General features: G+C 71.7%; 20 protein-coding genes. 6 read left to right on the top strand and 14 right to left on the bottom strand.

From position 1 onward, the window contains the following. Positions 1 to 21: 21 nt before the first annotated feature. From ACZ7IF_RS29720 to ACZ7IF_RS29690, 7 genes are all read right to left on the bottom strand, one after another. Positions 22 to 639 (bottom strand): hypothetical protein, encoded by a 618-nt coding sequence (locus ACZ7IF_RS29720; RefSeq protein WP_470977620.1) that lies wholly within the window; start codon positions 637 to 639, stop codon positions 22 to 24. Positions 640 to 733: 94 nt separating this feature from the next. Further along, positions 734 to 1639 carry a DMT family protein gene (locus ACZ7IF_RS29715; protein WP_470977617.1) on the bottom strand — a complete coding sequence of 302 codons (906 nt, stop codon included), beginning with the start codon at positions 1637 to 1639 and terminating at the stop codon, positions 734 to 736. A gap of 115 nt (positions 1640 to 1754) precedes the next feature. Continuing rightward, on the bottom strand, positions 1755 to 2846 hold the full coding sequence (locus tag ACZ7IF_RS29710; RefSeq protein WP_470977614.1) for an LOG family protein: 1092 nt from the start codon (positions 2844 to 2846) through the stop codon (positions 1755 to 1757). Between the two features lie 26 nt (positions 2847 to 2872). Further along, entirely contained in the window at positions 2873 to 3955 is a 1083-nt protein-coding gene (locus tag ACZ7IF_RS29705; RefSeq protein ID WP_470977611.1) for a hypothetical protein, read from the bottom strand. Then, positions 3937 to 4704 carry an ABC transporter ATP-binding protein gene (locus ACZ7IF_RS29700; RefSeq protein WP_470977608.1) on the bottom strand — a complete coding sequence of 256 codons (768 nt, stop codon included), beginning with the start codon at positions 4702 to 4704 and terminating at the stop codon, positions 3937 to 3939. Before ACZ7IF_RS29700 ends, ACZ7IF_RS29705 begins: the two co-directional genes overlap by 19 nt. A 172-nt stretch (positions 4705 to 4876) precedes the next feature. Further along, positions 4877 to 6238 (bottom strand): aspartate aminotransferase family protein, encoded by a 1362-nt coding sequence (locus ACZ7IF_RS29695; protein WP_007266858.1) that lies wholly within the window; start codon positions 6236 to 6238, stop codon positions 4877 to 4879. A gap of 3 nt (positions 6239 to 6241) precedes the next feature. Continuing rightward, positions 6242 to 6745 (bottom strand): Lrp/AsnC family transcriptional regulator, encoded by a 504-nt coding sequence (locus ACZ7IF_RS29690; RefSeq protein WP_037686641.1) that lies wholly within the window; start codon positions 6743 to 6745, stop codon positions 6242 to 6244. 170 nt (positions 6746 to 6915) lie between these two features. Between ACZ7IF_RS29690 and ACZ7IF_RS29685 the strand changes: the two genes are divergently transcribed. The 3 genes from ACZ7IF_RS29685 (at position 6916) to ACZ7IF_RS29675 (ending at position 10227) form a co-directional block, all read left to right on the top strand. After that, complete coding sequence (locus tag ACZ7IF_RS29685; RefSeq protein WP_470977605.1) at positions 6916 to 8355, top strand: gamma-aminobutyraldehyde dehydrogenase; 1440 nt, start codon at positions 6916 to 6918, stop codon at positions 8353 to 8355. Positions 8356 to 8464: 109 nt separating this feature from the next. Next, positions 8465 to 9640: a polyamine ABC transporter substrate-binding protein gene (locus ACZ7IF_RS29680; RefSeq protein ID WP_470977602.1), complete on the top strand. Its 1176-nt coding sequence runs from the start codon at positions 8465 to 8467 to the stop codon at positions 9638 to 9640. A 77-nt stretch (positions 9641 to 9717) separates the two neighbouring features. After that, positions 9718 to 10227, top strand: a complete 510-nt coding sequence (locus ACZ7IF_RS29675) for a hypothetical protein (protein WP_470977599.1) — start codon at positions 9718 to 9720, stop codon at positions 10225 to 10227. Here the strand turns inward: ACZ7IF_RS29675 and ACZ7IF_RS29670 are convergent. From ACZ7IF_RS29670 to ACZ7IF_RS29650, 5 genes are all read right to left on the bottom strand, one after another. Continuing rightward, positions 10194 to 11396, bottom strand: a complete 1203-nt coding sequence (locus ACZ7IF_RS29670) for a serine hydrolase domain-containing protein (protein ID WP_470977596.1) — start codon at positions 11394 to 11396, stop codon at positions 10194 to 10196. The two genes, ACZ7IF_RS29675 and ACZ7IF_RS29670, sit on opposite strands and share 34 nt — an antisense overlap. 148 nt (positions 11397 to 11544) lie before the next feature. Continuing rightward, positions 11545 to 12276, bottom strand: coding sequence for a response regulator (locus ACZ7IF_RS29665; protein ID WP_470977593.1), 732 nt, complete (start codon positions 12274 to 12276; stop codon positions 11545 to 11547). Beyond that, positions 12273 to 13442, bottom strand: coding sequence for a sensor histidine kinase (locus ACZ7IF_RS29660; RefSeq protein WP_470977727.1), 1170 nt, complete (start codon positions 13440 to 13442; stop codon positions 12273 to 12275). Before ACZ7IF_RS29660 ends, ACZ7IF_RS29665 begins: the two co-directional genes overlap by 4 nt. Beyond that, positions 13442 to 14140 (bottom strand): glycerophosphodiester phosphodiesterase, encoded by a 699-nt coding sequence (locus ACZ7IF_RS29655; protein ID WP_470977590.1) that lies wholly within the window; start codon positions 14138 to 14140, stop codon positions 13442 to 13444. The genes ACZ7IF_RS29660 and ACZ7IF_RS29655 overlap by 1 nt, the downstream gene beginning before the upstream one ends. 28 nt (positions 14141 to 14168) lie before the next feature. Beyond that, positions 14169 to 15194 carry an adenosine deaminase gene (locus ACZ7IF_RS29650; RefSeq protein ID WP_470977587.1) on the bottom strand — a complete coding sequence of 342 codons (1026 nt, stop codon included), beginning with the start codon at positions 15192 to 15194 and terminating at the stop codon, positions 14169 to 14171. 109 nt (positions 15195 to 15303) lie between these two features. Here ACZ7IF_RS29650 and ACZ7IF_RS29645 point away from each other — a divergent pair, with 109 nt between their 5' ends. Next, the gene (locus tag ACZ7IF_RS29645; protein ID WP_470977584.1) at positions 15304 to 16041 is read left to right on the top strand and encodes a DUF4190 domain-containing protein; all 738 of its coding nucleotides are present in this window, start codon (positions 15304 to 15306) and stop codon (positions 16039 to 16041) included. A 28-nt stretch (positions 16042 to 16069) separates the two neighbouring features. Here ACZ7IF_RS29645 and ACZ7IF_RS29640 read toward each other — a convergent pair whose 3' ends face one another. Together ACZ7IF_RS29640 and ACZ7IF_RS29635 are read right to left on the bottom strand one after the other, a co-directional pair. After that, positions 16070 to 16483, bottom strand: coding sequence for an NUDIX domain-containing protein (locus tag ACZ7IF_RS29640; RefSeq protein ID WP_470977582.1), 414 nt, complete (start codon positions 16481 to 16483; stop codon positions 16070 to 16072). Continuing rightward, positions 16480 to 17034, bottom strand: a complete 555-nt coding sequence (locus tag ACZ7IF_RS29635; protein ID WP_470977579.1) for an NADAR family protein — start codon at positions 17032 to 17034, stop codon at positions 16480 to 16482. The genes ACZ7IF_RS29640 and ACZ7IF_RS29635 overlap by 4 nt, the downstream gene beginning before the upstream one ends. Positions 17035 to 17214: 180 nt before the next feature. Between ACZ7IF_RS29635 and ACZ7IF_RS29630 the strand changes: the two genes are divergently transcribed. Both ACZ7IF_RS29630 and ACZ7IF_RS29625 read left to right on the top strand, forming a co-directional pair. Beyond that, positions 17215 to 18729, top strand: coding sequence for a gamma-aminobutyraldehyde dehydrogenase (locus ACZ7IF_RS29630; RefSeq protein ID WP_470977576.1), 1515 nt, complete (start codon positions 17215 to 17217; stop codon positions 18727 to 18729). 73 nt (positions 18730 to 18802) lie between these two features. Beyond that, on the top strand, positions 18803 to 20050 hold the full coding sequence (locus tag ACZ7IF_RS29625; RefSeq protein ID WP_470977573.1) for a polyamine ABC transporter substrate-binding protein: 1248 nt from the start codon (positions 18803 to 18805) through the stop codon (positions 20048 to 20050). Positions 20051 to 20105 lie beyond the last annotated feature (55 nt).

Here is a 20105-nt window from a genome sequence, read left to right as displayed (position 1 = left end):
GGGAAGGACGGGGCCGGGGGCTCAGGCCGTCCGCCGCAGGTTGGTGCGCAGGACGTGCAGGCTGACGACGAGCACCCAGAACGGGAAGACCATCTCGGACCAGGGCACCCCGGATCCGAGGACGAGCAGCACCAGCCCGGTGGCGAAGCCCAGCGCGACCAGCGGGCGCGGGAAGAAGCCCAGGCGGTGCCCGATGGTGGAGGTCACGAAGACGAAGACGGCCGCCATGCGCATCGCGTACGTGGTGAGCACGGTGTACGCGAAGGGGCGGCCGAATCCGGACGGCGGGACGGCCTCCTGGAGCACGGTGCCGGCCGCGGCGGCGGCGACGAACAGGGTCCCGACGAAGACGTAGCCGCTGCCGAGGAAGACCGCCGCGACGAACCGGTCCTCGCCCCCGCCGGAGTGCGCGCGCAGGGCTCCCATGAACCAGAGGAAGAAGATCCCGGCGAAGGGGACGATCTCCAGGGCCAGCCGGACCGCCCAGCGGTCGGCGTCGGCCACGGGGGCGTCCGAGGGGCTCCCGGAGGGGACGGCGAGCCTCATCAGCACGATCGCCACCGCGAGCAGTACGGCGAAGACAAGCCCGGCCGTCCCGGCGGCCCGTGGCGTGCGCATCCGCGTGGTGGTCGACTCCATGCCTTCAGCAGGCGGCACCCGCAGGGCCCCCGCCACCGGGGGGACCCCACGGGAGTGAATCCGCGGCCCGGCACGCCGGGACCGCGGACCCGGGTCAGGCCACCGGTGCCGGAACCGGCTCCTCGGCGGGTTCCCCCGCCCCGTCGTGGTTGCCGAACCAGGCCACCGCGACGGCGCCGGCGACCGCCAGCACGAAGCCGGTCACCGCGAGCCAGGCCAGGCCCGGGCGGGAGGCGTCGCCGAGCCACAGGACGCCGATCGCGCCCGGCAGCACCGTCTCGCCGACCACCAGGGCGGCGGTGGCACCGTTCACCGAGCCGATCTGCAGGGCCACCGTGTGCAGGTACATGCCGCCGAAGCCCGCGATGAGGATGGCGTACAGCGCCGGGTCCGTGGCGAACGTGACCGGGTCGAAGGGGTCCACGCCGTCGAGGATGCGCACGCCGACGCCCAGCGCGCCGAACGCCAGGCCCGACAGCAGGCCCGCCAGGATCGCGGCCCGGGCGCCGAGGAAGCGTACGGCCACCGTGCCGCCGACGATGATCACCAGAGTCACGGCCAGCAGCCACCAGTGGGTGGACATCGGGGCGTGGTGGTCGCCCTCGTGGCCGGCGGCGGTCGCCAGCAGCACCAGCGCCGCGCAGACGACCCCGATCGAGGTCCATTCCTTGCGGGTCAGCCGGATGCCCAGCATCTTCACGCTGAGGACGGCGGTGATCACCAGGTTGGCGCTGATCACCGTCTGGGAGAGGAACAGGGGCAGCATGCGGGCCGCCAGCGCGCCCAGTCCGAAGCCCACGAAGTCCAGGATGGTGCCGACGATGAACTCCCAGGTCATCGCGGCCTTGGCGGTGGAGGTCAGGTTCGGTCCGCCGTGGGCGGTCACGCCGGCGGCGGCCGGGGACATCCGGGCGGCGCGGCGCGAGCCCACGGCTTGCAGGACAGAGCCCGTGCCGTAGCAGATGGACGCCGCGACAGCGGTCAGCAGGCCTATGAGCACAGAAGGCTCCGTTCAACGTCTGGCAGGTAAGGCGGTACCTCTGCCAGACGTCATAACGGGCCGGGAAGTTGCCTCCACAAGGGAGTTCGTTGACCGGTTCTTTGCCCTCGGGCGTTCAGACCATGGCCGCGAGCGCGTCCGGGACCTCTTCCACCGAGTCCACCAGCGCGATCCGCGACTCCATCGCCCGGCCCGAGGCCAGCGCCCGCAACAGCGGCCAGACCGGCAGACGCTCGGTCCAGTGGACGCGGCCGACCAGCACCATCGGGGTCGGCTCGGACCACGACTGGTAGTAGTTCGGCGTCGCGTTGTCGAAGACCTCCTGCACGGTGCCCGCCGCGCCCGGCAGGAAGACCACGCCCGCGTTGGACCGGGCGAGCAGCCCGTCCTCGCGGGTGGCGTTCGCGAAGTACTTGGCGATCTGCCCCGCGAAGGCGTTCGGCGGCTCGTGGCCGTAGAACCAGGTGGGGATCCCGACCGAGTCCCTGCCCCGGGGCCAGTGCTCCCGCACGGCGAAGGCCGCGCGCGCCCAGTCGGAGACGGACGGGCTGAAGGAGGGCACCTTCGCCAGCAGTTCCAGCGCCTCGGGCAGGGCATCGTCCGGCGCGGGCGCCAGGTAGGCGCCGAGGTTGGCGGCCTCCATGGCGCCGGGGCCGCCGCCGGTGGCGACCGTCAGCCCGGACCGGGACAGGGTCCGTCCCAGTTCTGCCGCGCCACGGTAGTCCGTACCGCCCCGGGCCATGGCGTGGCCGCCCATGACGCCGATGACGCGGGCACCCGCGAGGTGTTCGTCGAGGGCCTCGGAGATGGCGTCGTCGTGGATGGAGCGGAGCATCGAGGAGAAGACGTCGCCGTCGGACCTGGTCTCCTGGAACCAGGCGTAGGCCTGGGCGTCCGGAGTGGTTTCGTACCCTTCGGCCAGACCGGTGAAGAGCTCCTCGGCCGTGTACAGCAGACCCCGGTACGGGTTGAACGGCAGGTCCGGTACCGGCGGGAAGACGAGCGCGCCGTCCGCGCGGACCTTCACCGAGGCGTCGGGCTCCATCGCACAGCCCAGGAACACGGCCGCGGAGGTGTCGGCGGACAGCAGGGCGAAGGTCCGCTCCAGGAGGTTGACCGACTGGATCCGGTAGCCGCTCAGGGAGCCGCGGGCGACGACCCGGTCGAACTCCGCGAGAGTCTCGATCTCGATGTCTGCGTTGACCATTCGGCCCACCCTAAGGGCTGGCCGTCTCAGCGGGTCAGCGCCAGCGACGTCAGCTGCCCCACACCCCATCCGAGCCCCGCCGCGGCCGCGAGCAGCGCCGCCGCCCGCAGGGCCGCGGCCGTACGCAGCACCGTGCCCGGAGCGCCGAGGCCGTCCAGCGCCTCCCGGGAGGCGGAGCGGGCCTGCCGGGACTCGACGGCCGAGGTGAGCAGGGTGCCGGCCGCGCACAGGGCCACCAGGGCGGCGGCGGGGCCGGTCAGCGGCCCGAGCGGGGTGAGGGGGCCGCCCTGGCCGTGCGGGGAGAGGGCGGTGAGGGCGGCGGCGCCGACGGCGGCCAGCACCCCGAGCGGCCGTCCCAGCCGGGTTGCCTCCTCCTGGAGGCCGCGCCCGGCCAGCAGCCGCAGCAGGCCCGGCCGGACGGCCTGCACCAGGGTCCCGCAGGCATAGGCGAGTCCCGGACCGGCGAGGGCCAGCCCGATCGCGATCAGCGCGCAGCCGGCCGGCATGGCGGCTCCGCCGGGCCGCGCGTACGCCAGGGCGGCGAGCCCGCAGGCGGCCAGCGCCACCCCCCAGGGCACGCCGGTCTGCGGGGCCAGTCCGGCGTGCGGCGGGCGGGGGCGCAGGGCGAGGGCGGTGGCGGCGGCGGCCGTCAGCGGGACCAGGGCCAGCAGGGTGAGGGCGGCGGCCACCGGCAGGGGGCGGCCGGCGTGCAGCAGGCGGGCGCCGGCGCCGTCGAAGGGCAGTCCGGCGAGGTCGCCCCGCAGGTGGAGGAAGGCGGCCAGGGCGAGGGCGCTGCCGAGGGCGCACGCGACGGCGGTGGAGACCGCCGCGACCAGGGTGAGCCGTACGGGACCGAGCCCGGCGGCGTCGAGCCCGTCGCGGGGCCGGGTCGCGGGGTCGGTGCGGGCGACGGCCACCGCGAACTGGGCGGTGGCGGCGAGCGGGACCAGCGCCCACAGCAGCCGGGGGAACGATCCGGCGGGCCGGGCCGTCGCGTCCGCGAGGACGTACAGCAGGAGGAACCCGCTGCCGGCGGAGGCGGCCGCGACCAGCAGCCGGCGCAGCTGGACCAGGGGGCGGGAGCCGCGGACTAGGCGGAGAGCGAGCACGCGGCCTGGTCCTCCGTGGTGAGGGCGGAGGCGGCGGCCGCGGCGCCGGCCGGGCGGCCGTCGAGCAGGGCCAGCGCCCGGTCGGCGCCGGCCGCGGTCTCCTCGTCGTGGGTGGCCAGCAGGACCGTGATGCCGTGGGAGCGGGCGGCCGTGGTCAGGGTGCGCAGCAGCAGTGCGCGTTCGGCGCGGTGCAGCGGGGCGGTCGGCTCGTCGGCGAAGAGCACCGCGGGCTCCGCGACCAGGGCGCGGGCCAGGGCGACCCGCTGGGCCTCGGCGCGGTTGAGGGCGCCGGGGCGCTTGCCGGCGAAGCGGTCGAGGTCGAGGCGCTCCAGCCATTCGAGGGCGGCCCGGCGGGCGGCGCGGTGCGGGGCGCCGCCGATCAGCAGGGGCAGGGCAGCGTTCTCCCAGACCTTGAGCTCGGGCAGCAGCTGCGGTTCGGGACCGATCCAGGCGAACCGGTCGCGGCGCAGACGTTCGCGGGCGGCGGCGCCCAGGGTGTGGACGGGGACGCTGTTGAACCAGACCTCGCCCTGTTCGGGGAGCAGCCGCCCGGCCAGACAGCGCAGCAGGGTGCTCTTCCCGCAGCCGCGCGGGCCGGTCACGGCGAGGATCTCACCCTGGCGGACTCCGGCGGAGACCCCGATCAGGCCGGGCGTACCGCTGTGGGAGTAGTGCAGGGACCGGGCCCAGAGCAGGTCGTCCTGCGGCGGGGCATGGTCGGGCCGGGCCTTGTCCGGTGGAGCCACCATGGCGTACACCTCCGTCCGGGGGAACGAAGCGGAGCCCTTTCGGTCACTGGCACCGCAATGAGATGTAAAGAGATGAACGTCTTGGATGCTGACAGCACACGGCCCGGACCCCCGCGTTCTACTCGAACGGAGGATCCGGGCCGTGTGGTCGGGCCGGTGTGGCCGGGACCGGTTAGAGCTTGGTCCACGCCTCGGTGAGCACCGAGCGCAGGATGCCTTCGATCTCGTCGAAGGTGCCCTGGTCGGCGATCAGCGGCGGGGCCAGCTGGATGACCGGGTCCCCGCGGTCGTCGGCGCGGCAGTACAGGCCGTTGTCGAAGAGCGCCTTGGAGAGGAAGCCGTAGAGCACGCGCTCGGTCTCCTCGTCCGTGAAGGACTCCTTGGTGACCTTGTCCTTGACGAGCTCGATGCCGTAGAAGAAGCCGTTGCCGCGGACGTCGCCGACGATCGGAAGGTCGTGCAGCTTCTTCAGGGTGTTGAAGAAGTTGCCCTCCTGGTCCAGCACGTGCTGGTTCAGGCCTTCCTTGTCGAAGATGTCGAGGTTGGCGATGGCCACCGCGGAGGACACCGGGTGTCCGCCGAAGGTGTAGCCGTGCAGGAAGGTGTTGTCGCCCTTGTAGAAGGGCTCCGCGATGCGGTCCGAGACGATGCAGGCACCGATCGGGGAGTAGCCCGAGGTCATGCCCTTGGCGCAGGTGATCATGTCCGGCACGTAGCCGAACTTGTCACAGGCGAACATCGTGCCGAGGCGGCCGAACGCACAGATGGTCTCGTCGGAGACGAGCAGCACGTCGTAGGTGTCGCAGATCTCGCGGACGCGCTGGAAGTACCCGGGCGGGGGCGGGAAGCAGCCGCCGGCGTTCTGCACGGGCTCCAGGAAGACCGCCGCGACGGTGTCGGGGCCCTCGAAGAGGATCTGCTGCTCGATCTGGTCGGCGGCCCAGCGGCCGAAGGCCTCGGGGTCGTCGCCGTGGATCGGCGCGCGGTAGATGTTGGTGTTGGGCACCTTGTGCGCGCCGGGGACCAGCGGCTCGAAGGGGGCCTTCAGCGCCGGCAGGCCGGTGATGGACAGCGCGCCCTGCGGGGTGCCGTGGTAGGCCACCGCGCGCGAGATGACCTTGTACTTGGTGTGCTTGCCCTGCAGCTTGAAGTACTGCTTGGCGAGCTTCCAGGCGGTCTCGACGGCCTCGCCGCCACCGGTGGTGAAGAAGACCTTGTTCAGGTCGCCCGGGGCGTAGTCGGCGAGGCGCTCGGCGAGCTCGACGGCCTTGGGGTGCGCGTACGACCACACGGGGAAGAACGCGAGCTCCTGTGCCTGCTTGTACGCGACCTCGGCCAGCTCCTTGCGGCCGTGACCGGCGTTGACCACGAACAGTCCGGCGAGACCGTCCAGGTAGCGCTTGCCCTTGTCGTCGAAGATGTAGGTGCCCTCACCCCGCACGATGGTGGGGACGGGCGCGTTCTCGTACGACGACATGCGGGTGAAGTGCATCCACAGGTGGTCGTACGCGGTTTTGGAGAGGTCCTGGCTCACGGGCTATCGAGTTCCCCACATGTAGGTCTGCTTCTTCAGCTTCAGATAAACGAAGCTTTCGGTTGATCGCACGCCGGGGAGCGTGCGGATCTTCTTGTTGATCGTTTCGAGCAGGTGGTCGTCGTCCTCGCAGACGATCTCCACCATCAGGTCGAACGACCCCGCGGTCATCACGACGTACTCGCACTCGGCCATGGCGGTCAGTGCGTCGGCCACCGGGTCGAGGTCTCCCTCGACGTTGATGCCGACCATCGCCTGGCGCCGCAGGCCCACGGTGAGCGGGTCGGTGACGGCGACGATCTGCATGACGCCCTGGTCGAGCAGCTTCTGTACGCGCTGGCGCACCGCCGCTTCGGAGAGGCCCACGGCCTTGCCGATCGATGCATACGGACGGCGACCGTCCTCTTGCAGTTGCTCGATGATCGCCAGGGACACAGCATCGACCGAAGGGGACGGTTGTCTGTTCCTGGAATCTGCGCTTCGACTGACCACGACCTCACTCTGCACGAGGAGTCGTCTGTTCCGCAACCCGTAATCGATGAAATCCGTTGTCGAGCGTCTCCGATTGCACGGATTTCGTAGTTGGCCGGGTCTGGCTCTGTCGAAAGCGTCACCGGAGGGGCTAGGCTTGGCTGGTCGTCTCAATCATTGGACATGTGATCAGGAGAGTGGCTGTAGTGACCACCGAACTGCGTCGTCTGCGCAACTACATCGGCGGGGAGTTCAAGGACGCCGCCGACGGGCGGACCACCGACGTGGTCAACCCCGCGACCGGCGAGGTGTACGCCACCGCCCCGCTCTCGGGCCAGGCCGACGTCGACGCCGCCATGGCCGCCGCCGCGGCGGCCTTCCCGGGCTGGCGTGACACCACGCCCTCGGAGCGCCAGAAGGCGCTGCTGAAGATCGCGGACGCCTTCGAGGCGCGCGCCGAGGAGCTGGTCGCCGCCGAGTCGGAGAACACCGGCAAGCCGCTGGGTCTGACGGCCAGCGAGGAGCTCCCGCCGATGGTGGACCAGATCCGCTTCTTCGCGGGCGCCGCGCGCCTGCTGGAGGGCCGCTCGGCCGGCGAGTACATGGAGGGGATGACCTCGATCATCCGCCGTGAGCCGGTCGGCGTCTGCGCCCAGGTGGCGCCGTGGAACTACCCGATGATGATGGCCGTGTGGAAGTTCGCCCCGGCGATCGCCGCGGGCAACACCGTCGTACTCAAGCCCTCGGACACCACCCCGGCCTCGACCGTCCTGATGGCCGAGATCATCGACTCCGTCCTGCCCAAGGGCGTCTTCAACGTCGTCTGCGGCGACCGCGAGACCGGCAAGGCCATGGTCGAGCACTCCACCCCGGCGATGGCTTCCATCACCGGCTCGGTGCGCGCCGGCATGCAGGTCGCCGAGAGCGCCTCCAAGGACGTCAAGCGCGTCCACCTGGAGCTCGGCGGCAAGGCCCCCGTCGTGGTCTTCGAGGACGCCGACCTGGCCAAGGCCGTCGAGGACATCGCGGTCGCCGGCTACTTCAACGCCGGCCAGGACTGTACGGCCGCCACCCGCGTGCTCGTGCACGAGTCGATCCACGACGAGTTCGTGGCCGCGCTGGCCAAGGCCGCCGCGGAGACCAAGACCGGCCAGCCGGACGACGAGGACGTGCTGTACGGCCCGCTGAACAACCCGAACCAGCTGGCGCAGGTCGCGGGCTTCGTCGAGCGCCTCCCCGCCCACGCCAAGGTCGAGGCGGGCGGCCACCGCGTCGGCGAGAAGGGCTACTTCTACGCCCCGACCGTCGTCTCCGGCCTGAAGCAGGACGACGAGATCATCCAGAACGAGGTCTTCGGACCCGTCATCACCGTCCAGTCCTTCACCGACGAGGCCCAGGCCCTGGAGTTCGCGAACGGCGTCGAGTTCGCCCTCGCGTCCTCCGTGTGGACCAAGGACCACGCCCGCGCGATGCGCATGTCCAAGAACCTCGACTTCGGCTGCGTGTGGATCAACACCCACATCCCGCTCGTCGCCGAGATGCCGCACGGCGGCTTCAAGAAGTCCGGCTACGGCAAGGACCTCTCCGCCTACGGCTTCGAGGACTACACCCGCATCAAGCACGTGATGACCTCGCTCGACGCCTGATCCGCGGCCGTCGCCCGGGCGGCGCACTGATCACCGAAGGGCCCTGACGGGGCGGGCGGTAGACATCTTGTCTATTGCCCGCCCCTTCGCGTTGTCCGAGGCTTTGGCCATGCCTGAACTCGTCTCCCGTCGCGCGGCGCTGCGCGGCCTCGGTGCCGCGGGCCTGCTCGCCGCCCTCGCCGGCTGCGGCGTGCCCGCCGCGTACGTCCCGGAGGACCGGCGGCAGGCCCGGGACCTCTCGGACCGCGACCGCGCTCTCGCCTTCTCCAACTGGCCGCTCTACATCGACACCGACGACCAGGACGAGGAGAGCCGTCCGACCCTGGAAGCCTTCACCCGCAAGACCGGCATCCAGGTCCGCTACACCGAGGAGATCAACGACAACGACGAGTTCTTCGGCAAGGTCAGCCCGGCCCTGATGAACCGCCAGGCGACCGGCCACGACCTGGTCGTGGTCAGCGACTGGATGGCCGCCCGCTTCGTCCACCTGGGCTGGGCCCAGAAGATGGACCGCTCGGCGCAGTCCAACGTCGCCAAGTACCTCGACCCGCAGCTGCGTTCGCCCGCCTTCGACGAGGGCCGGCTGCACACCGTCCCCTGGCAGTCCGGGATCACCGGCATCGCCTACAACCGCAGGGCGCTGGGCCGGGAGATCAAGTCCGTCAAGGACCTCTGGCAGCCGGACCTGGCGGGCAAGGTGACCCTCTTCTCGGGCCTCGACGAGTCCTGCTCCCTGCTGATGCAGGGCAATGGCGCCGACGTCACCCGCTGGACAGAATCGGACTTCCACCGGATGTGCGACCAGGTCGAGAACATGGTGCGCAAGAAGCACATCCGCCGCTTCACCGGCAACGACTACACCTCCGATCTCGGCAAGGGCGACGTCCTGGCCTGCCAGGCCTACTCGGGCGACGTCATCCAGCTCCGGGCCGACAACCCCGACATCGAGTTCGTGGTTCCCGAGGAGGGTGCCGAGCTGTGGGCCGAGAGCCTGCTCGTCCCCAACCTCGCGCGGCACAAGGCCAATGCCGAGGCGCTCGTCGACCACTACTACGACCCGGCGGTGGCGGCGGAGCTGGCGGCGGCGGTGAACTACGTCTGCCCGGTGCCCGCCGCCCGCGAGGTGCTGGCCGCCTCGCCGAACAAGGAGACCGCCCGGCTGGCGGAGAATCCGCTGATCTTCCCCGACGACGCGATGCGCGGGCGCCTCGCGGTGGCCCGGGACATCTCCTCGGCCGAACGCCCCTCCTTCGCCAAGCGCTGGAACGCCATCGTCGGGCTGTGATCACGATCTCGCGATAGGACTGAACATGTTCAGGAAATTTGCTGAACGTGTTCAGTTCCGTGTGTAGGCTCCCTTCCATGAGCGAGAGAAACGCCCTCCAGCGGCGGATCCGTACCTGGCTGGCGCTGTTCCTGGTCTGCCTGGTCCTCAGCGGACTCACCGCCTTCCCCCTGGTCACCGAACTCCACTGGGCCAACGAGCTGGTCTCCAACGACTGGCTGCGCCGGGTGGGTGACGGACTGGACCGGGCCGACTCCGAATACCCCTTCCTCCTCTACGGCACCGACTGGCTCGCCTTCGCCCACCTGGTGATCGCGGTCTTCTTCTACGGAGTCCACCGCGACCCGGTCCGCAACATCTGGATCGTTGAGGCCGGCATGGTCGCCTGCGTCGGCGTCATCCCCCTCGCCCTGCTCAGCGCGCCGGTCCGGGGGATCCCCGGCTGGTGGTCGGTCATCGACATGTCCTTCGGGGTCTTCGGCATCCTCCCCCTGATCGCGCTGCGCCGCCTGATCAAGCGGCTGGAGGCGCTGGAAGGAGCGGAGGGCGCCGGCTACCCGGCGAAGGCCGCCCCGATGATGCCGTAGGCCACCGGGTTCATGTCCCACCCCTTGGCATCGGTGGAGTTCACCGAGTACACGAGGGTGCGGGACAGGTCGCGGGTACCGCCGATGACCGTGCTGTAGCCGTGCCGCGAGCCCGTCTTGCCGTAGAGCTTCGTACCGTCCGCGAGCGCGAACTCCTTCAAGCCGGCCGTCTGCACCGCGCGCGCTCCGGTCTTGCTCGCGGCGTCCGGAACGTCGGGCACCGTGAACATCTCCTCCAGCTGCGCCTTCGGGACGACCATGCCGCCGAACAGCGCCACCGTGAAGCGCTCCAGGTCCGCCGTGGTCGATATCAGGTCCCCCGCGGCCCAGTTGGACGAGGAGTTCCACTCCGACACGTCCACCAGCGAGCGGCTCCCGTCGGCCCCCTTCACCGCCTGGTAGCCGTGGTTGTACGGGCCCGGTATGCGGTTCTGGGTACGCGACGGGAACGAGGTGTGGCGCAGGCCCAACGGCTTGATGACCCGGTCCGCGACCGCCTTCTCGTACGCCGTCCCCGTCACCTTCTCGATCAGCACGCCCAGCACCGTGTAGTGGATGTTGCTGTAGCGCTGCTTCTCGCCCGGCCCGAACTCCGGCCCCTTCGCGACCGCGTGGGCGATCAGGGCGCGCGGATCGACCACGTCGAAACGGTGGGCGTACTCGTCCTCGAAGGCGTCCCCGGGGCCGTCGGCGGACTTCAGGCCGCTCGTGTAGTTCAGCAGCTGCCGCACCTTCACCGGCTGGAAACCGGGCAGCAGCCCCGGAAGGTAGTCCTGCACCGGCCGGTCCAGCTCCACCCTGCCCTCGGCCGCCAGCTGGAGCACCACCGCCGCCGTGAAGGCCTTCGTCACCGACCCGGCCCGGAAGCGGGCGTCCTCCATCGCCGCGCGCCCGCTGCGGACGTCCGCGACACCCGCGCTCCCGCGCCAGGCGCCGCTCGTACCGCCCACCCGGACCAGCGCGGCCGTCGCGTCCTCGTTCCGCGCCCCGACGCCCGCGATCGCCTTCTCCAGCGCCGCCGCGTCCGGCGGCGTCGTGAAGACCGGCGGAGCCGGTACCCGGGACGAGACGGCTGCCGGCGCGGGAGCGGCCTGGGCCGCGGCCACCGGACCGGCGACGACCCCCAGGACCAGAGCGGCGGCGATGAGCGTGCGCGTACGTGCCTTCATGACGGTTCCCCCTGTGTGCGACCGCGGGGCCCGCTGCCCCCCGATGACCTCAATGCTCCAGGTCAGAGGGGTAGTTGCGGATCACCAACAAGAGGGGTCTTCAGCGGTACGACAACTCACCGGCGCGGGGGATCCGACACGCCGCCCCTCACCCTCCAGAGGGAGAAACCCCCGAGGGATCCGCCGAGCCCGCCGCGATCGAGCCCGCGGCGATCGAGCCCGCCGCGATCAGGCCCGTCTCGTACGCGCAGATCACCGCCTGGATCCGGTCCCTCAGCCCCAGCTTCGACAGCACGTTCCCCACGTGCGACTTCACCGTGTGCTCGCTCACCACCAGCGCCGCCGCGATCTCCGCGTTCGACAGCCCCCGCCCCAGGTGCAGCAGCGTCTCCCGCTCCCGGGCCGTCAGAACCTCCAGCCGCTCCGCCGTCAGGGAGTCCGGCACGGAGGGCCGGGCCGTCGCCGCCGTGTACTCCTCGATCAGCCGCCGCGCCACCGAGGGTGCCAGCAGCGACTCGCCCGCCGCCACCACCCGCACCGCGTGCACCAGGTCGTCCCGCCGCACGTCCTTCAGCAGGAACCCGCTCGCCCCCGCGTGCAGCGCCTCGTAGACGTACTCGTCCGAGTCGAAGGTCGTCAGCATCACCGTCCGGCACGCGCTCCGCGCCGAGATCACCCGGCAGGCCTCGATCCCGTCCAGCACCGGCATCCGGATGTCCAGCAGCGCCACGTCCGGGGAGAGCCGCTCGACCGCCGACACCGCGGCCGCGCCGTCCCCGACCTCCGCCACGACCTCGATGTCCTCCTGCACGTCCAGGATCATCGCGAACCCGCTGCGCACGAGCTCCTGGTCGTCGGCCACCACCACACGGATCGTCACTTCCCCACCTCCAGTGGCGAGGTTACAAGCACGGTGAAGCCGCGCCCGTCCGCGCCCGGCCCGGTCCATGCCGTCCCGCCGTGGGCCGCCGCCCGCTCGCGGATCCCGATCAGCCCGTGCCCGCCCGCAGCACCGCCGGCCGGGCCCCGTCCGTCGTCCGTGACCCGCACCGCGAGCTCCCGGGGCCCGTACTCCAGGCGCACGTCCACCGCCGAGGCCCCCGCGTGCTTCACCACGTTGGTCAGCGCCTCCTGCACCACCCGGTGCACCGTCGCCTCCAGCGCGGCCGGCAGCTCGCGCACCTCGCCCGTCCGCTCGTACGACACCGCGAGCCCGCTCGCCCGCACCCGGTCCACCAGCGCCGGAAGCGATCCGATCCCCGGCTGCGGCGCACGCGGAGCCGCCTCCTGCGCCCGCAGCACCCCCAGCATCGTCCGCAGCTGCGCCATCGCGTCCCGGCCCGTCTCGGCGATCGCCTCGAAGGCCGCCTCCGCACGCTCCGGAGCCCGGCGCACCGCCACCGGACCGGCCTCCGCCTGCACGATCATGATGCTGACGGCGTGCGAGAGGATGTCGTGCATCTCCCGCGCGATGCGCGCCCGTTCACGCGCCGCCGCCTGCTCCGCCTCGATCCGGTTCGCCCGCTCCAGCTGCGCCGCCCGGTCCAGGGCCGCCTCCGTGTACGCCTGCCGCGTGGCCTGGAGCCGCCCGAGGGCGAACGCCGCCCCGAACACGAACAGCGAGAACAACAGCTCCCTGGCCGTACCGGTGTTGAGCGCCACGGACACGGCGATCACCGCGACCAGGGCCGTCCCGATGACCAGCCGCACCCGCGACGTCCCCAGGAGCGCGATCGAGTAGACGCAGACCAGCGCGGCGTACGGCAGCGGCTGCCCCGGGCCGTCCAGAGCCAGCTGGTAGGCCGAACCGGCCGCGATCACCCCGAGGAGCGCCGCCACGGGCGCCCGGCGCCGCCACACCAGCGGCGCGTTGCCCAGCGTCGTCACCAGGTACGCCGCCCAGGTGGCCGGCGAGTCCGCCGGGTCGCGGGGCACCACGAAGGGGATGGTCGTCGCCACCTGCACCAGCAGCGTCAGCCCCACGTCCCGCCAGCGCGGATCGGCCCGCAGGACCCACCCGCGCAGGCGTTCGCCCGGCCCGCGCATCACCGCCCGAGCTCGGCCCGTACCGCGGCCAGCGCGTCCAGCCTGTTGGTGGTGACGGAGTCCACGCGGGCCCGGACGACGGCGCGCATCGACCGCTTGGTGTCCGGCGTCCAGGCCGACACCAGCAGCCCGTCCCGGTGCAGGGCGTCCGTCAGCTCCGGGGTGACCAGCCCGAAGCGGTAGTTGAGCCAGCGCGGGGACACCGCGTCGATCAGCACGCGGCGCGGCGGCGAGAGGGTGGTCCAGGTCAGCGCGATCTCCGCGCCCGGGTCTGCGGCGCGGACCGCGAGCATGGTGTTCGGCCCCGCGCAGTAGTACGCGCGGTCGCGCGCCCCGCACTCGCGCACCAGGTCCACGACGGTCTTCACGGCCTCGTACGTCGCACCCGGCAGGTCGATCATCAGCCGGCCGGCCCCGGCCTCCGTCAGCGCCTCGCGCAGGGTCGGGACCCGGCCGTCCGTCAGCTCCTTCAACTGCGGGGCCGTGACGGCGTCGAGCCGCACGTCGTGCCCCCACAGCCGCTCCAGCGTCTCGTCGTGGAGCAGGACCGGAACCCCGTCGCGGGTCAGCCGTACGTCGACCTCCACCGCGTCCGCTCCGCGCGCGAAGGCGGAGCGGACGGAGGCGAGGGTGTTCTCACGGAACCGGTAGGGATCGCCGCGGTGGCCGACGGCAGTCAGATTGCTCATGCACCCCATTCTCGGGGGCGCCGGCGATCAAGGGGAGTCAGCGGGCGAGCCATTCGGCGGTGTACGCGTCGATCTCCGCCATGAGCTTCGCCTTGCCGGCCTCGTCCAGGAAGGAGGCCTCGACGGCGTTCTTGGCCAGCTGAGCGAGACCCCGCTCGTCGAGGTCGAGGAGCCGGGCGGCGACCGCGTACTCGTTGTTGAGGTCGGTGCCGAACATCGGCGGGTCGTCGCTGTTGATGGTGACGAGCACGCCCGCCGCCACCATCTCCTTGACGGGGTGCCGGTCGAGGTCGGTCACCACGCGGGTGGCGATGTTGGAGGTCGGGCAGACCTCCAGCGCGATCCGGTTCTCGGCGAGGTACTTCAGCAGCTCGGGGTCCTGGGTGGCGCTGGTGCCGTGGCCGATGCGCTCGGCGCCCAGCTCGCGGATGGCGTCCCAGATGGTCTCCGGCCCGGTGCTCTCGCCGGCGTGCGGCACGCTGTGCAGGCCGGCGGCGCGGGCCGCGTCGAAGTACGGCTTGAACTGCGGGCGCGGGACGCCGATCTCGGGGCCGCCCAGGCCGAAGGAAACCAGGCCCTCGGGGTGCAGGTCGACCGCGAGGCGGGCGGTCTCGGCGGCGGCGTCGGGGCCGGCCTCGCCGGGGATGTCGAAGCACCAGCGCAGGATGACGCCGAGCTCGGTCTCGGCGGCCTTGCGGGCGTCCTCGATGGCCTCCATGAAGGCCTTCTCGTCGATGCCCCGGCGGGTCGAGGAGTAGGGGGTGATGGTCAGTTCGGCATAGCGGATGTTCTGCCGGGCCATGTCGCGGGCGACTTCGAAGGTCAGCGTGCGCACGTCGTCCGGGGTGCGGACCAGGTCGACGACCGACAGGTAGACGTCGATGAAGTGGGCGAAGTCGGTGAAGGTGAAGTAGTCGGCCAGCGCCTCGGGGTCGGTGGGGACCTTCGAGTCGGGGTGGCGGGAGGCCAGTTCGGCCACGATGCGGGGGGACGCCGAGCCTACGTGGTGGACGTGGAGTTCGGCCTTGGGCAGCCCCGCGATGAAGGGGTGCAGGTCGGGCATGGGGGCCTCCGGGAGGACACGGGTGCGGGCGGGTCGGCTTCATCGTAGGCAGGCCCGGCCGTGTCGGTGGCAGCGCTTAGCATGGCCGTACGAGAGAGGGGGGCGCCGCATGACCGACCACAGCCCTGAACCGAGGGACCCGTGGGCGCCGCCCGAGCGGCCGCCGGCCGACCAGGGAAAGCCGCAGGGGGCGCAGCCGGCCCCGCCGGTGCCGCCGGTGCACGAGCAGCCGACGATGGTGGGCATGCCCGGAGTGCCGCCCGCGCCCGCGCCGTCCGGGTACCCGCCGCCCCAGCCCGCCCCGCCGTACCCGCAGCCCCCGGCTCCCGGGTCCGCCTACGGGTACCCGGCGCAGCCGGCTCCGGGCGCGTACGCCTACCCCGGCCCGCCGGTGCCCCCGGGCCAGCCCGGGTATCCGGGCCAGCCCGGCTACCCGGGCCAGGCCGGCCACCCCGGCTACCCGGGATATCCCGGATACCCCGGGCATCCGGGCCGGCCGGGGTATCCGTACCCGTACGCGACACCGCCCGCGAGCAACGGCTTCGGGGTCACGGCCCTCGTGCTCGGCATCCTGTCGGTGTTCGCCTGCGCCACGATGTTCGGCGCCATCGCCCTCGGCATCGCCGCGGTCGTCTTCGGGGTGCTGGGCAGGGGCAAGGCCACCCGGGGTGAGGCCACCAACGGCGGCGTGGCCCTGGCCGGCACCATCCTCGGCGCGGTCGGGATGGTGCTGGGCATAGGCATGACCCTGCTGATCTTCCTCGTCCCCGAGTTCGACGACTCCGACGGCGGCAGCGACTCCCCGTCCTCGGTGTCCCAGGTCGACGCGCCGCGCGAGCGGGTCTGAGCGACCCGCCGGCTGCGGCGCGCCCCGGTCAGAGCGGGGCGGCCGACAGGAGGGTGGGGACCATCCAGGGTCCGTCCGGGGCTGCGCGGGGGACCGGGACCCAGGTCAGCCCCACCATCCGGGGGCACGCGCAGTCCAGGTCCCCGTCCACCCCCAGCACGGGCTCGCCGGGCGCGACCTCCACCCGGAAGCAGGTGGTCCACCCCGCGGGGTACGGCGACTCGTACGCGTACCGCACCTCCAGGGCGCGCAGCCCCGTCTCCTCGGCCACCTCCCGCCGGACAGCCGCCTCCAGGTCCTCCCCGGGCTCCACGCCGCCGCCCGGAAGCGTCCAGTACTCGGCCCCGTCGTGGAGCCCAGACGGCCCCCGGTGCCGCTCGCGCACCATCAGGACGCTGCCGTCGCGCACGATGACGGCGGCCACCCGGCGCCGCCCGGTCACGCCGCCTCCGCGCGCAGCCGCTCCCGGGCCTCCATCAGGGCGAAGCCCAGCAGGTTCAGGCCACGCCAGCTGTCCGGCCGGAGCGCCCGCTCGTCGTCGGCGGCGAGCCCGATGCCCCAGATCCGGTCCACGGGGCTCGCCTCGACCAGCACCCGCGATCCCGTGCCCAGCAGGTAGGAGCGCAGCGCCGGGTCGGAGCCGAACTTGTGCACGCTGCCCGCCACGACCAGCGCGAACCGCTCCCGCCGCCAGACCTCCTCGTCGAACCGGCGCACCAGCCGCCCGGCCTTCTTGGCCGCCGCCGGACTGCGCGCCTCCAGCGCGGCGCGCTCGGCTTCGGCGTCCCCGAACAGGCGTGCCTTCCCGGCCATCATCCAGTGCTCCGCCGTGGCGTAGCGGACGTCACCCACAGTGAAGGGAGAGGGCCACCACTGGCTGAGACAGCTCGGTCCGAGGCTTCCGTCCGGCTGCGGCCGGTGCCCCCAGAAGGGCAGGTACTTCACCCGCTCACCACGGCTGACCTGCTCGATCAACTTGTCGATCATCTCCATGCACGCGAGTCTTGCAGTCACCACTGACATTCCGTACGGGATTTCGGGGATGCCTCGACACATGGTCGACCGATTCCGTCGCGTAATCAAAAGGCAACAACGGAATCACTTGGCGGAGGAGAACGCCTCTGCCAGGATCGGCACTCAATTCGAGCTGTAGCTACGGAGAGCGTGAGAGCGATGGGTAACCGCTTCCAGGTCAAGGACCGCTTCGCAGACGGCGCGCAGTACATCGACGGCCGGCTCCGCTCCGGCACCTCGGGGCGGTCGCACACCGTCGTCGACCCCGCCACCGGCGAGGAGGTGCTCACCTACGAGCTGGCCGGACCGGCCGACGTGGACGAGGCCGTGGCCGCCGCCAAGCGGGCCTTCCCCGCGTGGTCGGCCGCCACCGCGGGCGAGCGCTCGGACGCCCTGCACCGGCTGGCCGCCGTACTGGCCGAGCAGGCCGGGGACTTCGCGTACGCCGAGTCCCTCCAGTGCGGCAAGCCCCTCAAGCTGTCGACGGAGTTCGACGTGCCGGGGACCATCGACAACACCGCGTTCTTCGCGGGCGCGGCCCGCCACCTCCAGGGCCAGGCGGCCGGCGAGTACTCGGGGGACCACACCTCCTACGTACGCCGCGAGGCCATCGGCGTCGTCGGCTCCATCGCACCCTGGAACTACCCCCTCCAGATGGCCGCCTGGAAGATCCTCCCGGCCATCGCCGCGGGCAACACGATCGTCCTCAAGCCCGCCGAGCTCACCCCGCTGACCTCCCTGATGTTCGCCCAGGCGGCCAAGGAGGCGGGCATCCCCGACGGCGTGGTCAACATCGTCACGGGCGCCGGACGGGACGCCGGCGAGCACCTGGTCGGCCACCCCGACGTGGTGATGACCTCCTTCACCGGCTCCACCGCCGTCGGCAAGAGGGTCGCCGAGATCGCGACCTCCACCGTCAAGCGGCTCCACCTGGAGCTCGGCGGCAAGGCGCCCTTCGTCGTCTTCGACGACGCCGACGTGGAGGCCGCCGCCCACGGCGCGGTCGCCGCCTCGCTCATCAACACCGGCCAGGACTGCACCGCCGCCACCCGCGCCTACGTGCAGCGCCCGCTCCACGACGCGTTCACCGCCCGGGTCGCGGAGCTGATGGAGACCGTCCGCCTGGGCGACCCCTTCGCGCCCACCACCGACCTCGGCCCGCTCGTCTCGCACGCCCAGCGCGACCGGGTCGCCGCGTTCGTCGAGCGCGCCCGCTCGTACGCCACCGTCGTCACCGGCGGCGAGATCCCCGGCGGGGACCTCGCGGAGGGCGCCTACTACCGGCCCACCCTGATCTCCGGCGCCGCGCAGGACAGCGAGGTCGTCCAGTCCGAGATCTTCGGCCCGGTCCTGGTCGTGCTGCCCTTCGACACCGATGACGAGGGCCTGGCCCTGGCCAACGACACCCCGTACGGGCTCGCGGCCTCCGCCTGGACACGCGACCTCTACCGGGCGAACCGCGCCACCCGCGAGCTCAAGGCCGGCTGCGTCTGGGTCAACGACCACATCCCGATCATCAGCGAGATGCCGCACGGCGGATACAAGGCGAGCGGCTTCGGGAAGGACATGAGCGCCTACTCGTTCGAGGAATACACGCAGGTCAAGCATGTGATGTTCGACAATACTGCGGTGGCCGCGAAGGACTGGCACCGCACGATCTTCGGGGACCGGTAAGCAACGACAAGCGGCTACCGCCGCGTGGCCGCGCCGCCTGACCAGCGGCCCTCCTCCCGAAAGGGCAACGCGCATGGAGCAGTTCGAGCCCGACCGCCTCTCGGCGGCGCAGACCGCCGCGATGCGGCGAAGCCTCACCAGCGGGCGCGGCGCCCTCACCCGCCGCTCGCTGCTGCGCGCCTCCGGAGTCGGGGCGCTCACCCTGGGCGGCCTCTCCGCCCTCACCGCCTGCGGCATCCCGCCCGCCAAGCGCGAGGGCGGAGCCGTGGCGTCCGACGACCACTCGGACCGGGAGAAGGAGATCAACTTCTCCAACTGGACCGAGTACATGGACACCAGCGACGACGAGAAGACCCGTCCCACGCTGGAGGAGTTCACCAAGCGGACCGGGATCCAGGTCAAGTACACCGAGGACATCAACGACAACGTCGAGTTCTTCGGCAAGATCCGCCCGCAGCTCGCCGCCGGCCAGGACACCGGCCGCGACCTGATCGTCGTCACCGACTGGCTCGCAGCCCGCATCATCCGCCTCGGCTGGGCGCAGAAGCTCGACCCCTCCCACCTCCCGCACGCCTATGCCAATCTGATCCCGCAGTTCCGCAACCCCGACTGGGACCCGGGCCGCGCCCACAGCTACCCGTGGACCGGCATCGACACCGTCATCGCCTACAACTCCAAGGCCACCGACGGGAAGAAGGTCGACTCCGTCACGCAGCTCCTCGACGACCCCTCCCTCAAGGGCCGCGTCGGCTTCCTCACCGAGATGCGCGACAGCGTCGGCATGACCCTGCTCGACCAGGGCAAGAACCCGGCGAACTTCACCACCGCGGACTACGACGCGGCGATCGGCCGGCTCCAGAAGGGCGTGGACACCAAGCAGATCCGCCGCTTCACCGGCAACGACTACACCGCCGACCTCGACAAGGGCGACCTGGCGGCCTGTCTCGCCTGGGCGGGCGACGTCATCCAGCTCCAGGCCGGCAACCCGGACATCAAGTACGCGATCCCGGCCGCCGGATACATCACCTCCAGCGACAACCTGCTCGTCCCCGTCAAGGCCCGGCACAAGGCCAACGCCGAGAAGCTCATCGACTACTACTACGAGCCCGAGGTCGCGGCCCAGCTCGCCGCGTTCATCAGCTACGTCTGCCCGGTCGAAGGCGTCAGGGAAGAACTCGCCAAGATCGACCCGGCACTCGCGGACAACCCGCTGATCGTCCCGGACAAGGAGATGGCCGCCAAGGCCCACGCCTTCCGCTCCCTCACCAGCGAGGAAGAGACGGCGTACGAGGAGAAGTTCGCCAAGCTCATCGGCGCCTGACCGGACCCACGCACCGGCACCCCCACCCGCGCCCCGTCCCCTTCCCACGACACAC

Source organism: Streptomyces sp. NPDC037421, from assembly GCF_055602105.1.
The sequence above is the reverse complement of the archived record's forward strand: the minus strand, read 5'-3'. Positions and strand labels throughout refer to the sequence as shown.

Bases quoted from the DNA above. Each gene is read 5' to 3' on its own strand.
- ACZ7IF_RS29720 (WP_470977620.1), bottom strand. From the start codon at position 639: ATGGAGTCGACCACCACGCGGATGCGCACGCCACGGGCCGCCGGGACG.
- ACZ7IF_RS29710 (WP_470977614.1), bottom strand. From the start codon at position 2,846: ATGGTCAACGCAGACATCGAGATCGAGACTCTCGCGGAGTTCGACCGG.
- ACZ7IF_RS29700 (WP_470977608.1), bottom strand. From the start codon at position 4,704: ATGGTGGCTCCACCGGACAAGGCCCGGCCCGACCATGCCCCGCCGCAG.
- ACZ7IF_RS29680 (WP_470977602.1), top strand. From the start codon at position 8,465: ATGCCTGAACTCGTCTCCCGTCGCGCGGCGCTGCGCGGCCTCGGTGCC.
- ACZ7IF_RS29675 (WP_470977599.1), top strand. From the start codon at position 9,718: ATGAGCGAGAGAAACGCCCTCCAGCGGCGGATCCGTACCTGGCTGGCG.
- ACZ7IF_RS29670 (WP_470977596.1), bottom strand. From the start codon at position 11,396: ATGAAGGCACGTACGCGCACGCTCATCGCCGCCGCTCTGGTCCTGGGG.
- ACZ7IF_RS29660 (WP_470977727.1), bottom strand. From the start codon at position 13,442: ATGCGCGGGCCGGGCGAACGCCTGCGCGGGTGGGTCCTGCGGGCCGAT.
- ACZ7IF_RS29655 (WP_470977590.1), bottom strand. From the start codon at position 14,140: ATGGGGTGCATGAGCAATCTGACTGCCGTCGGCCACCGCGGCGATCCC.
- ACZ7IF_RS29650 (WP_470977587.1), bottom strand. From the start codon at position 15,194: ATGCCCGACCTGCACCCCTTCATCGCGGGGCTGCCCAAGGCCGAACTC.
- ACZ7IF_RS29645 (WP_470977584.1), top strand. From the start codon at position 15,304: ATGACCGACCACAGCCCTGAACCGAGGGACCCGTGGGCGCCGCCCGAG.
- ACZ7IF_RS29635 (WP_470977579.1), bottom strand. From the start codon at position 17,034: ATGGAGATGATCGACAAGTTGATCGAGCAGGTCAGCCGTGGTGAGCGG.
- ACZ7IF_RS29630 (WP_470977576.1), top strand. From the start codon at position 17,215: ATGGGTAACCGCTTCCAGGTCAAGGACCGCTTCGCAGACGGCGCGCAG.
- ACZ7IF_RS29625 (WP_470977573.1), top strand. From the start codon at position 18,803: ATGGAGCAGTTCGAGCCCGACCGCCTCTCGGCGGCGCAGACCGCCGCG.